This window comes from Paraburkholderia sp. Ac-20340 (assembly GCF_017104965.1).
Lineage (GTDB): Bacteria > Pseudomonadota > Gammaproteobacteria > Burkholderiales > Burkholderiaceae > Paraburkholderia.
In genome coordinates this window covers 402127-414645 of the sequence record NZ_JAAGPR010000003.1, presented here as the reverse complement: position 1 = coordinate 414645, position 12519 = coordinate 402127, and the positions used below count along the sequence as shown (strand labels likewise).

The 12519-nt window shown below is 64.4% G+C and carries 14 protein-coding genes; 11 read left to right on the top strand and 3 right to left on the bottom strand.

Annotated features, from left to right (window positions below; translation table 11 throughout):
• Together hslO and G3N59_RS07055 are read right to left on the bottom strand one after the other, a co-directional pair.
• Positions 1 to 963, bottom strand: coding sequence for an Hsp33 family molecular chaperone HslO (hslO, locus tag G3N59_RS07060; RefSeq protein WP_205981836.1), 963 nt, complete (start codon positions 961 to 963; stop codon positions 1 to 3).
• 73 nt (positions 964 to 1036) lie between these two features.
• Entirely contained in the window at positions 1037 to 1561 is a 525-nt protein-coding gene (locus tag G3N59_RS07055; RefSeq protein WP_205981835.1) for a gamma carbonic anhydrase family protein, read from the bottom strand.
• A gap of 218 nt (positions 1562 to 1779) precedes the next feature.
• On the opposite strand from G3N59_RS07055, the gene G3N59_RS07050 reads away from it, so the two are divergent.
• From G3N59_RS07050 to G3N59_RS07005, 10 genes are all read left to right on the top strand, one after another.
• On the top strand, positions 1780 to 2625 hold the full coding sequence (locus G3N59_RS07050; RefSeq protein WP_241023251.1) for a ferritin-like domain-containing protein: 846 nt from the start codon (positions 1780 to 1782) through the stop codon (positions 2623 to 2625).
• A 94-nt stretch (positions 2626 to 2719) separates the two neighbouring features.
• Positions 2720 to 3619 (top strand): alpha/beta hydrolase, encoded by a 900-nt coding sequence (locus G3N59_RS07045; protein WP_205981833.1) that lies wholly within the window; start codon positions 2720 to 2722, stop codon positions 3617 to 3619.
• Positions 3620 to 3736: 117 nt separating this feature from the next.
• Positions 3737 to 4567, top strand: a complete 831-nt coding sequence (locus G3N59_RS07040; protein ID WP_205981832.1) for a 3',5'-nucleoside bisphosphate phosphatase — start codon at positions 3737 to 3739, stop codon at positions 4565 to 4567.
• A 170-nt stretch (positions 4568 to 4737) separates the two neighbouring features.
• Positions 4738 to 5373, top strand: a complete 636-nt coding sequence (locus G3N59_RS07035; protein WP_205981831.1) for an L-threonylcarbamoyladenylate synthase — start codon at positions 4738 to 4740, stop codon at positions 5371 to 5373.
• 60 nt (positions 5374 to 5433) lie between these two features.
• Positions 5434 to 6099 carry a site-2 protease family protein gene (locus tag G3N59_RS07030; RefSeq protein ID WP_205981830.1) on the top strand — a complete coding sequence of 222 codons (666 nt, stop codon included), beginning with the start codon at positions 5434 to 5436 and terminating at the stop codon, positions 6097 to 6099.
• A gap of 4 nt (positions 6100 to 6103) precedes the next feature.
• Positions 6104 to 7306: a tryptophan--tRNA ligase gene (locus G3N59_RS07025; RefSeq protein ID WP_205981829.1), complete on the top strand. Its 1203-nt coding sequence runs from the start codon at positions 6104 to 6106 to the stop codon at positions 7304 to 7306.
• 6 nt (positions 7307 to 7312) lie between these two features.
• Complete coding sequence (locus G3N59_RS07020) at positions 7313 to 7981, top strand: class I SAM-dependent methyltransferase (protein ID WP_205981828.1); 669 nt, start codon at positions 7313 to 7315, stop codon at positions 7979 to 7981.
• 44 nt (positions 7982 to 8025) lie between these two features.
• Complete coding sequence (dapA, locus tag G3N59_RS07015; protein ID WP_205981827.1) at positions 8026 to 8931, top strand: 4-hydroxy-tetrahydrodipicolinate synthase; 906 nt, start codon at positions 8026 to 8028, stop codon at positions 8929 to 8931.
• Between the two features lie 98 nt (positions 8932 to 9029).
• Positions 9030 to 10172 (top strand): outer membrane protein assembly factor BamC, encoded by a 1143-nt coding sequence (gene bamC / locus G3N59_RS07010; protein ID WP_205981826.1) that lies wholly within the window; start codon positions 9030 to 9032, stop codon positions 10170 to 10172.
• A gap of 7 nt (positions 10173 to 10179) precedes the next feature.
• Positions 10180 to 10956 (top strand): MBL fold metallo-hydrolase, encoded by a 777-nt coding sequence (locus G3N59_RS07005; protein WP_205981825.1) that lies wholly within the window; start codon positions 10180 to 10182, stop codon positions 10954 to 10956.
• Between the two features lie 113 nt (positions 10957 to 11069).
• Here G3N59_RS07005 and G3N59_RS07000 read toward each other — a convergent pair whose 3' ends face one another.
• A complete protein-coding gene (locus G3N59_RS07000) occupies positions 11070 to 11768 on the bottom strand; it encodes a Bax inhibitor-1/YccA family protein (RefSeq protein WP_027814910.1) in 699 nt (232 codons plus the stop codon).
• A 305-nt stretch (positions 11769 to 12073) separates the two neighbouring features.
• Between G3N59_RS07000 and ndk the strand changes: the two genes are divergently transcribed.
• Positions 12074 to 12499, top strand: a complete 426-nt coding sequence (ndk, locus tag G3N59_RS06995; protein ID WP_205981824.1) for a nucleoside-diphosphate kinase — start codon at positions 12074 to 12076, stop codon at positions 12497 to 12499.
• Positions 12500 to 12519 lie beyond the last annotated feature (20 nt).

Sequence of the window (12519 nt, the reverse complement as noted above, 5' to 3'; positions counted from 1 at the left end):
TCAATGACGCTGGTCCGCGGCGGGGGACACACCTTCTGAGAGCCCCGGCGAGGCGAAAAGTTGCGCCACATCGACGGGATCGAACTCGTAGCGCTGGTTGCAGTAGTCGCAATGCACTTCGACGTGACCGCGCTCGGCGATCACGCTGTCGGCCTCTTCGCGGCCCAGCATCTTGAGCATCGCGCCGACCTTTTCGCGCGTGCAGCTGCACGCAAAGCGCGTGCCGGTAGGCTCGAAATGCTGCACGTTTTCCTGCCAGAACAGACGGCGGAACAGCGTTTCGGGCTCCTGTTCGAGGAGTTCCTCGCGCGAGAGCGTGCCGCCGAGCGTGCAGACGCGCTCCCAGGTATCGGCGTCGAGTTCGTGCGGATGCGGCACGATGCCGCCATCGCCCGGCAGCTTCTGCAGCAGCATGCCAACGGCGCGGTCTTCGTTCGCGCCAAGCCACAGACGCGTATCGAGCTGCTCCGAATGATGCATGTAGTGCTCGAGCACTTCGGCGATCGAGGCGAGCGGGCCGTCTTCGCCGTTCATCGGCACGATGCCCTGATACGGCTGCTGGCCCGGCTGCTTGTTGGCCGGATCGAGCGTGATGACGCAGCGGCCGTCACCGCTCACGTTGACGAGCTGGTCGAGCGTGAGGTCGTCGGTAAAGACCGAAGCGTCGTTAGGGTCGATGCCGTCCGACAGACGCGCGGTCGCGCGCATCGACAGGTCCGAACTGCACTGCACGACCAGCATCCGCACCGGACCATCGCCCAGGATCTGCATGATCAGCGTGCCGTCGAACTTCAGGTTGGCCGAAAGCAGGGCGCAGGCGGCCATCATCTCGCCGAGCACGGTGCGCACGGGAGCCGGGTACTGACGGCGCGCGAGCACCTCTTGCCACGTGTTACGCAGCGAGACGATCTCGCCACGCACCGGCGCGGCGCTGAACATGAATTTCTGCAACTGGTCGTTCACAATCTTTTCCTTCGTTTCGTTCCTGGCGGCGCGGCCCGCGTCGCACAGCGGCAAGCCCTGACTACCAGAGGCTTTAGCCGATGCGCACGAGCTGCGCCTTGAAATACTCCCGGCGCTCGGCGTAGACGTCCGCGTTACGCTTGAGGCCGGCGATGTCCGCCTCGGTCAGTTCGCGCACCACTTTGGCGGGCGCACCGAGAATCAGCGAGTTGTCGGGGAACACCTTGCCTTCGGTGACCACCGCGCCCGCACCAACCAGACAGTTGCGGCCGATCACCGCGCCATTCAAGACCACCGCCTGAATGCCGATGAGCGCGCCTTCCTTGACCGTGCAGCCGTGCAGCATGGCCTGGTGGCCAACCGTCACGTTCGCTTCGAGCGTGAGCGGGTAGCCCGGGTCGGTATGCAACACCGCGCCTTCCTGCACATTGCTGCGCGCGCCGACCGAAATCAGCTCGTTGTCGCCGCGCAGCGTGGCGCCGAACCAGACGCTCGATTCCTCGGCGAGTTCGACCTTGCCGATGATGGTGGCGTTGTCTGCGACAAACACGCTTTCGTGAATGGTGGGCGCTGCTTCGCCAAGCTTGTAGATGGCCACGGTGTTGCGTCTCCTGTTTTCTTGCGGTAACTGCGGGTTGCGCGCCCGGACACGTCACGGCGCGGGCGGCGCAGAGCGGGTGAATCGCGTATTGTAAACGGTTGCGCTCAATGCTTCCGGGGCGCTGTTTTCCCGGTCATTCGAGTTCCACGCCCATTTCCGTCTGTTTCGCGATGAGTTCCGTGCTTTCCGCCGCTGTTCAGCCCGTTCCCACTCCTTTGTCCGCGCCGCTGCGTGGCGGTTGGCGCGCCGTCGCGCTAGCCGCGCTGCGCGAGCGCGATCCGCTTGCCAAGGCCGAAGCCGTGAGCGCGCTCCATGCGCGCACGCTCGAGGCCGCGGCGCGCGGCGAGTCCGCCTGGGACGCTCCACACGCACTGGAAGCGCCCGCCGATCTGCCCGGCCGCCCAGCGCAGCCCGAACTGGTCGAGCCGCGCAGCCTGCAGCGCCGCAGCATGAGCACGCCGCAAGGGCGCGTGGTGCTGCTGCACGCGCTCGCGCATATCGAATTCAACGCGATCAATCTGGCACTCGACGCCGTCTGGCGTTTCCCCGACATGCCCAACGCCTTTTACGCCGACTGGCTCAAGGTCGCGGCGGAGGAGGCGTATCACTTCTCGCTGGTGCGCCAGCGTCTTGCCGACTACGGCCATCAATACGGCGATTTCCCCGCCCACAACGGCCTGTGGGAGATGTGCGAGCGCACCTGCGACGACGTGCTCGCGCGCATGGCGCTGGTGCCGCGCGTGCTGGAGGCGCGCGGTCTGGACGCCTCGCCGCCGATCCGCGCGCGCCTGAAGCAGGCGGGCGACCACGAATCGGCCGCGATCCTCGACATCATCCTGCGCGACGAAGTCGGCCATGTGCGCATCGGCAACCACTGGTTCCGGCAGCTGTGCGACGAACGCGGGCTCGATCCGCACGAGGCGTGGCTCACGCTCGCCGCGCGTTATCACGCGCCCCGAATGCGCGGTCCGTTCAACGTCGAGGCGCGCCGCTCGGCGGGTTTCGACGAAGAAGAACTCAACGCGCTGATCGCACAGGACGCCGCCGCGAGCGAAAAATAACGCCGCCGCGCGACATCAGGTGTCACACCGATCGAAACATGCTGGTGTGCCGATATAATCGAACGATCATTCGTTTTTGTGCGAGCGCAGCGCAATGAATCTTTCCCGATCTGAATTCGTCACCGTCAACGGTATCCGTCTGCATGTGCGCCGCTGGGGCGCGGAAGACGCACCCGTGCTCTTCATGCTGCACGGCTGGATGGACGTGGCGGCTTCGTTCCAGTTCGTCGTCGATGCGCTGGGCGGCGACTGGCAGGTCATCGCGCCCGATATGCGCGGCTTCGGTCTGTCGGACTGGCCGGCGGCGCAGCGCGGTGGCGGCAGCTACTGGTTCCACGATTACGTCGCCGATCTCGACGCGCTGCTCGATCATTACGCGCCGGACGGCCAGGTGAACCTCGTCGGCCATAGTCTGGGCGCCAACGTGGTGTGCTTCTACGCGGGCGTGCGGCCCGAGCGTGTGCGGCGCGTGGTCGATCTGGAGGGTTTCGGCATGTCGGCGACGGTGCCGGCGCAGGCGCCCAAACGCGTGCGCGACTGGCTCGACGAAATGCGCTCGCCGCCGCAACTGCGCCCCTACGCCACGCTTGCCGATGTCGCCGCGCGCCTCGTCAAGACCAATCCGCGCCTGCAAGCGGCGCGGGCGCGCTTTCTCGCGCAGCACTGGTCGAAGCCCGTGGCGGGCGCGAACGGCGAGGGCGGCTATATGCTGCTCGGCGATCCGGCGCACAAGATGGTGAACCCGGTGCTGTACCGGCTCGAAGAGATCATGGCGGTGTGGGCCTGCGTGAGCGCGAAAGTGCTGCACGTCGAAGCCACGAATTCCGAGACGCTGGCGTGGATCGCCGGCAAAGTGCCCATCGACGAATTCAAGCAGCGCTTCGCAGCGTTTCCCGACTGGCGCGAGCGCTTTATCGAAGAAGCGGGGCATATGGTGCATCACGATCAGCCCGAAGCCGTGGCGCGGCTCATCGAGGCATTCTGCGCAGCCTGATCGCTGCATCGAGCTGACAGGAAAGCTGACAGGAACGAAGCCGGGCCATGCCCGGGACCACGGGCACGCTTTCGTCGCATTGCAGTAAAATAGACGCTCTCATTCCTTACGCCCGCAATGAACGCCGATCTCCACTGTCACTCCACCGTCTCCGATGGCCAGATGGCCCCGGCTGCCGTCGCGCAGCTGGCGAAGGCAGGCGGCGTGACGCTGTGGGCGCTCACCGATCACGACGAACTCGGCGGCCAGCGCGAAGCGCGCGAGGCGGCGGAATCGCTCGGCATGCGTTATCTGAGCGGCGTCGAGGTTTCGGTCACGTGGGCGTCGCGCACCGTGCATATCGTCGGTCTGCATGTCGATCCCGAATGCCCGGCGCTGGTCGACGGGCTCGCCCGCACGCGCAATGGTCGCGCGGCGCGCGCTGAAGCGATCGGCGAGCGTCTGGGCGAACTCGGCATTCCGAACGCCTACGAAGGCGCGCTCCAGTACGTCTCGAATCCCGATCTGATCTCGCGCACGCACTTCGCCCGCTTCCTGGTGGAATCGGGCCGCGCACAGACCATGCAGGACGCGTTCTCGCGCTGGCTGGGCGACAACAAGCCCGGCTATGTCTCGCACCGCTGGGCCAAACTCGCCGATGCCGTGGGCTGGATCAAGGCCGCCGGCGGCGAGGCCGTGGTCGCGCATCCGGGGCGCTACAACTACACGCAACTCGAATTCGACGCCTTCTTCGGCGAATTCATCGATCTGGGCGGCAAGGCCATCGAAGTCGTCACCGGCAGCCACACGCCCGACCAGTACGGCGAATATGCTGCGGTGGCGCGCCGCTTCGGCTTCGAGGCGTCGCGCGGCTCCGATTTCCACGCCAAGGGCGCGGATTCGATCGAGCCGGGCACGCTGCCGCCGCTGCCGTCCGATCTCAAGCCTGTCTGGGAGCGATGGCTGTAGGCCGCGTTTCCCACGCGGCCCGTCGCCTTCGTTTCTGAGCCTGATCGCGTTTTTCGCATGCTTGCGCACGGCCGGGTGCCGCACGGATGCCGCTCTTGTGCCACTGTTGCACGGCGTGACGCGTCCGGTTCGCTCTCCATCCGCTTTGCCTACGTCAGCTGATTACTGCCATGTCACAGTTTTTTCGGCTTCACCCTGAAAATCCGCAGCCGCGCCTCGTCAAGCAGGCGGTGCAGATCATCCGCGATGGCGGCGTGATCGCGCTGCCGACCGATTCGAGCTACGCACTCGCCGCGCGCATCGACGATAAACAGGCGGCCGAACGCCTGCGCCGCATCCGTCATCTCGATGAAAAGGCGCTGCTTTCGCTGATGGTGCGCGACCTGTCGGAGCTGGCCAATTTTGCGATGGTCGACAACCGGCAGTACCGGCTGATCAAATCGGTGACGCCGGGGCCGTATGTGTTCGTGCTCGAAGCGACCAAAGAGGTGCCGCGCCGGCTCTCGCATCCGTCGCGCAAGACCATCGGCCTGCGCGTGCCGGGCCATCCGATTCCGCTTGCGATTCTGGAAGAATTGGGCGAGCCGCTGCTGGCCTCGACGCTGATCCTGCCGCCCGACACGGACCCGCTGAACGACCCCGAGGAAATCCGCGAACGCCTCGAAAAGCAGCTCGACCTGGTGATCGACGGCGGCGCCTGCCCGTGGGAGCCGTCGACCATCATCGATCTGAGCGGCGACGAACCCGTGCTGGTGCGCGCGGGACGCGGTTCGCTCGCGCCTTTCGGCCTCGAAGAAGAGGCCTGATGCGCGCTTTGTACTCACGACGACCGGCGCGCCGCTAGCGCGTTGTTACAATACGCCGCCATGGAAGCCACGATCATTCAGACGCTCGTCGTCTACGCCTTGCCCGTCATCTTCGCGATCACGTTGCACGAAGCCGCGCACGGCTATGTCGCGCGCATGCTCGGCGACAACACCGCCTATGTGCTCGGCCGCGTGTCGCTGAACCCGATGCGCCATATCGATCCGGTCGGCACGATCGCGATGCCGCTGATTCTGTATTTCCTCACCAGCGGCGCGTTCGTGTTCGGTTACGCCAAACCGGTGCCGATTGCGTTCGGCAATCTGCGCAATCCGCGCTGGGGCACGCTCTGGGTCGCGGCCGCGGGCCCGGCCTGCAATTTCGTGCAGGCGCTCGCGTGGGGCGTGTTCGGCGTGGCGCTGGCGGTGGCGGGCGTCGACGAAGCGTTCTTCACGCGCATGGCCGCTGCCGGCGTGGGCGTGAATCTGGTGCTCGGCGTGCTCAACCTCTTTCCGCTGCCGCCGATGGACGGCGGCCGGGTGCTCGCGGCGCTGCTGCCCACGCGTGCGAGCATTGCGCTCTCGCGCCTCGAGCCCTATGGTTTCATCATCGTGATGGCGCTGCTGGTCTCCGGCGTCTTCACGCGATTCTGGCTGCGCCCGCTCGTGTCGATCGGCTACGACGTGGTGACGGCAGTGCTTACTCCCCTTGTTTCGCTCTTCTCATAAGATCATGTTCCCAGACCGTATTTTCTCCGGCATGCGGCCCACCGGGTCGCTGCACCTCGGCCACTATCACGGCGTGCTGAAAAACTGGGTCCGGCTTCAGTCCGAGTACCCGTGCTTCTTCTGCGTCGTCGACTGGCACGCGCTCACGACGCACTACGAGACGCCGGATGTGATCGAGAAGAACGTCTGGGACGTGCTGATCGACTGGCTGGCTTCGGGCATCGATCCGAACCAGGCGACGCTCTTCATCCAGAGCCGCGTGCCCGAGCATGCGGAACTGGCGCTGCTGCTCGGCATGAGCACGCCGCTGTCCTGGCTCGAACGCGTGCCGACCTACAAGGAACAGATCGAAAAGCTGCGCGACAAGGATCTGGGCACCTACGGCTTCCTCGGTTACCCGGTGCTGATGGCCGCCGACATCCTGCTGTACCGCGCTTCGCTCGTGCCGGTTGGCGAAGATCAGGTGCCGCACGTCGAAATGGCGCGCGAAATGGCGCGCCGCTTCAACTACATGTACGGCCGCGAGCCGGACTTCGAAGAGAAGGCCAACGAAGCTGCGAAGAAGCTCGGCGGCAAGCGCTCGAAGCTCTATCACGAGCTGCGCAACGCCTACCAGCAGGAAGGCAACGAGGAAGCGCTCGAACAGGCGCGTGCGATGCTGTCGGAATCGCAAAGCCTGTCGATGAGCGACCGCGAGCGCCTGTTCGGCTACCTCGAAGGCTCGCGCAAGATCATTCTGCCGGAGCCGCAGGTGTTGCTGACCGAAGCCTCGCGCATGCCGGGCCTCGACGGCCAGAAGATGTCGAAGTCGTACGGCAACACCATCGCGCTGCGCGAAGACGCGCAATCGATCGAAAAGAAGGTCCGCACCATGCCGACCGACCCGGCACGCGTGCGCCGCACCGATCCGGGCGATCCGGACAAGTGCCCGGTGTGGCAGCTGCATCAGGTCTACACGGACGCCGACACGCACGAGTGGGTGCAGAAGGGCTGCCGCTCGGCCGGTATCGGCTGTCTGGAGTGCAAGCAGCCGGTGATCGAAGGCATCCTGCGCGAACAGCAGCCGATGCTCGAACGCGCGCAGAAGTACATGGACGATCCGTCGCTGCTGCGCGCCATCGTCGCCGATGGTTGCGACCGCGCACGCAAGTACGCGACCGAAACCATGCGCGACGTGCGCGAGGCGATGGGCCTGTCCTACACCTGAAGCGCGATGACGATGCACGCAACCCAGACGCTGCACGGGCTGGGTGAGCCATCGGACTGGGTGCGCCAGTGGGCGCACCTGATCGCGCCGGGCGGCACCGTGCTCGATCTGGCTTGCGGGGCCGGGCGCCACGCGCGCTGGCTCGCGCAGCGCGGGCACCCGGTCGCGGCGCTCGATCGCGATCCGCTCGCGCTGGCCACCCTGCGCGACGTACCCGACATCGGCACATTAGAGTGCGACCTCGAAGGCGCACCCTGGCCGCTGGCCGCCGATGCGCGCTTCGCCGCGATCGTTGTCACCAATTATCTGCATCGTCCCTTGATGCCGCGCCTGCTCGATGCGCTGGCGCCAGGCGGCGTGCTGATTTACGAAACTTTCGCGCAAGGCAACGAAACCGTCGGCAAGCCGTCTAATCCGGCGTTCCTGCTGGCGCCCGGCGAGTTGCTGGCGGTCTGCATGCCCACTTTGCGTGTGATCGGCTATCAGGACGGTTTTCTCCAGCATCCGCGCGAGGCCTTCGTGCAGCGCATCTGCGCCGTGCGCGAAGCCCACGCCGAAGCGGAAAAACCGGCGCTTCCAGGCGCAACGCAGTCAGCGGTTCAGCCGGCAGAAATACCCGGTCATATACAGGCGACTCAGGTACAACCCGTATCGCGTTACGTTCTGACCATCTAATCCGCTACAATCGCGGTTTAACGTACTCATTTCCTTGACGTTTCATGGCTAACGGCACTCAGGACGGCATCAAGCTTGGCGGCAGCATTCCCGCGATCGTCACCCCCATGCACGAAGACGGCAGTCTCGATCTGCCGGCCTTCCGCAAACTGATCGACTGGCACGTGGAAGAGGGGACGGATGCCCTCGTCGTCGTCGGCACGAGCGGTGAATCCGCTACGCTGGACGTCGAAGAACACATCCTGATGGTCCAGACGGCCGTCGAACACGCCGCAGGCCGCATGCCGATCATCGCGGGCGCGGGCGGCAACTCCACCGCCGAAGCCATCGAACTGACGAAGCACGCGAAGGCCGTCGGCGCGCAGGCTTCGCTGCAGGTCGTGCCGTACTACAACAAGCCCACGCAAGAGGGTCAGTACCTGCACTTCTCGAAGATCGCCGAAGCCGTCGATCTGCCGGTGATTCTGTACAACGTGCCGGGCCGCACCGTCGCCGATATGACGAACGAGACGATCCTGCGCCTTGCACAGGTGCCGGGCATCGTCGGCGTCAAGGAAGCGACGGGCAATATCGACCGCGCCGCGCACCTGATCAAGCACGCGCCGGAAGGCTTCAAGATTTTCAGCGGCGACGATCCCACGGCGATCGCGCTGATGCTGCTGGGCGGCCACGGCAATATTTCGGTGACCGCGAACGTCGCACCGCGTCAGATGAGCGATCTGTGCAAGGCCGCCATCGCCGGCGACGTGAAGACGGCGCGTGAGATTCATCTGAATCTCCTGTCGCTGCACAAGAACCTGTTCATCGAATCGAACCCGATTCCGGTGAAGTGGGCGCTGCAGGAGCTGGGCCGCATCGAAGGCGGTATCCGTCTGCCGCTCACGCCGCTCGACGCGCGTTACCACGACGTGGTGCGCTCGGCGCTGCGCGAGGCCGGTCTGATCGGCTGAGCCGATTCGCCGCATTTTCAATCGACGTCGCCATCGCCCATACGCTGACAGACTTCTGGCAGATCAAGGCTTAGCGTTCCCGTATTACGAAGGTCCACATGAAACGTTCCGCTCTTTCCCTCCACGCAACCCGCATGGCGGTGCTGGCGCTCGCAGTCGGCTCGCTCGCAGGTTGCGAGTCGCTGAACGACATGTTCGCGTCGGATCGCGTCAACTACAAGGACACGCCGAGCGCACCGCCGCTGGCTGTGCCGCAGGATCTGTCGGCTGCGCCCGGCGGCCAGAAGTACGTCGCCCCCGCACCGACGCTGACGCTCGGCGGCAGCGCCCAGCGCACCGTCACGAAGGCGGGCAACGCCACGCTGGGCGTGCCGGACACGAAAGACCCGCTCGGCATGCACGTCGAGCGTGACGGCGATCACCGCTGGCTCGTGATCGACGGCCGCACGCCGGACGACGTCTGGCCGCAACTGCAGGAATTCTGGTCGGAAAGCGGCTTTACGCTGACGACCGATTCGGCCGCCACCGGCATCATGACCACGGACTGGGCCGAAAACCGCGCCAACATTCCGGACGACTGGTTCCGTCGCACGATCGGCCGCGTGATCGATTTCGCGTACTCGTCGGGCACGCGTGACCGTTTCCGTACGCTGGTGACGCGCGGGGCGGACGGCCAGACCGACATCTCCGTCACGCATAGCGCGATGGAAGAAGTGCTGACGGGGCAGGACAAGACCGGTTCGAAGTGGGTCGAGCGTCCGCGCGATCCGGCTCTCGAAGCCGCGTTCCTCGCCAAGATCATGCAGAAGTTCGGCCTGACCGACGCGCAGTCGAAGCAACTGCTGACCGATGCACGTCCGTCGTCGTCGGCTGCCAAGGTCGCAGCGGGCGCGGACGGTACGACGCTCGATCTGCCGGAATCGTTCGATAGCGCCTGGCTGCGCGTGGGCCTTGCGCTCGACCGCACCAACTTCACGGTCGATAACCGCGACCGCGAAAAGGGCATCTACTACGTGCGCTACGCCGATTCGATGCAGGAACTCAAGGGCGACGGTCTGTTCGGCAAGCTGTTCTACAACCCGAAGAAGGACGCGAAGAACCAGGGTCCGGAATTCCTCGTTTCGGTGCGCGCGAAGAGCGATTCGCAAACCCAGGTGGCCGTGCTCAACCAGAGCGGTCAGGTCGATACGTCGTCGGACGCACAGCGCATCGTCACCGCGCTGCACGCGCAACTGAACTGATCCGGCCGTGCGGTTTGCGAGCCTCGGCAGTGGTAGCGAAGGCAACGCACTGGTCGTAGAAGCAGGCAGCGGCACGACGCCTACGCGCGTGCTGCTGGACTGCGGTTTTTCCGCGAAGGAAGTAGAGCGGCGGCTCGCGCGAGCAGGCCTCGCCGCCGATACCCTGAGCGCGATTCTCATCACCCACGAACACAGCGACCACATCGGCAGCGCGCTGACACTTGCGCGCCGCTGGTCGATCCCGCTCTATACGAGTTGGGGGACGGCGCGCGCAGTCGGCGCCGACGAGGCGGCGGGTGTCGAACTCAATGTGCTGTGGGGCGACGAAGCCGTCGAAATCGGCGAGCTTGGCGTGCTGCCTTATACGGTGCCGCACGATGCGCGCGAGCCGCTGCAGTTCGTGTTCAACGATGGCGCGAGCCGGCTGGGCGTGCTGACGGACGTGGGTGAATCGACGCCGCATATCAACGCGGTGTTGAGCGGCTGCGAAGCGCTCGTGCTCGAATTCAATCACGATCTCGACATGCTGGCGACGAGCCGATATCCGGCTTCGTTGAAGGCGCGCATCAGCGGTGCTTATGGGCATTTGAACAATGATGCGGCAGGCGAGATCCTTGCTGCGCTCGACCGATCGAAGTTGCGCCACCTGATCGCCGCGCATTTGAGCCAGCAGAACAACACGCCGGAACTGGCGCGATCAGCCATGATGGACGTGCTGGGCAACGCCGCCACGGAAATCGGGGTGGCATCGCAGGCCGAAGGATTCGACTGGATTTCGCTGTAACGCCACGACGATCCTCCAGATGCTCGAATCGCAGCACGAAAAAAAGCCCATGACCTGAGTCATGGGCTTTTTGTTTGCGGGTCCGAACCGGGTGCGATCCGGCCCTTCAAGCTTTAGTTACGATTGCCGCCGAAGATGCCGAGGATCGCCAGCAGGTTCGTGAACACGTTGTACAGATCCAGGTAGATCGCGAGCGTGGCCGAGATGTAGTTCGTCTCGCCGCCGTTCACGACGCGCTGCACGTCGAACAGCATGTACGCCGAGAAGATCACGATCGCCATCACGGACACCGTGAGCATCAGCGCGGGCAGATGCAGGAAGATGTTCGCGACGCTGGCGAGCAGGATCACGATCACGCCCATGAACAGCCATTTGCCGAGGCCCGAAAAATCGCGCTTGCTGACCGTGGCGATGGTGGCCATTGCGGCGAAAATCACGCCGGTGCCACCGAAAGCGAGCATGATGAGCGACGGGCCGTTCGAAAAGCCGAGGATGAACGACAGCAGGCGCGAGAGCATCAGGCCCATGAAGAACGTGAAGCCGAGCAGCACGAACACGCCGACCGAGCTGTTCTTCGTGCGCTCGATGGCGAACATGAAGCCGAAAGCGATCGCGAAGAACGCGAGCAGGCTCATGGCGGGGCTGGTGGCGGCGAAAAGCGAGAAGCCCGTAGTGACGCCTACCCACGCGCCGAGCACCGTCGGCACCATCGACAGCGCGAGCAGCCAGTAGGTGTTGCGCAGTACGCGGTTGCGGGTCTCCGCCGAGGTGACGCTGCCGCCACGGCCGAAGTTATAGGGATACTCGTTCATGCTTTCTCCTTGCGTGAGACGCGTGGTTAGCGGCGACCGGCAGATGCGTGCGCCACTCCTCGTAAGATATGCGCGGCGCTCCAGAGTTTCAACGGGTTGCCACACAGTTTGGGCTATCGTGAGGGAGCGTATGCCGGGATTCTTAAACCCCGCTGAAAGCCCCGGCGGCGCGGCTCTTGCGCGCTTTTGCGCTTGTCTTTGGCTGGTTATCCGGCCTAACAGGGTTCAATCGCAATCATACATGGGAACATGCTACAATTGCGGATTCATTTGGACCTGTAACCTCTTAATTTTCTGGAGTTTTTATGGCGATCGAACGCACCCTGTCGATTATCAAGCCGGACGCAGTGGCAAAGAACGTGATCGGTCAGATCTACAGCCGCTTCGAAAACGCTGGCCTGAAGATCGTTGCTTCGCGCATGGTCCACCTCTCGCGCGCTGACGCAGAGAAGTTCTATGCTGTCCACGCAGAGCGTCCGTTCTTCAAGGACCTCGTTGAATTCATGATCTCGGGTCCGGTCGTGATCCAGGCGCTGGAAGGCGAAAACGCCATCCTGAAGCACCGCGATCTGATGGGCGCAACCGACCCGAAGAAGGCAGAAAAGGGCACGATCCGCGCTGACTTCGCAGACAGCATCGACGCAAACGCAGTTCACGGTTCGGACGCAGCGGAAACGGCACGCGTTGAAATCGCGTTCTTCTTCCCCGAAGTCAACGTTTACTCGCGTTAATTCATCAACGCGCGGTAAGC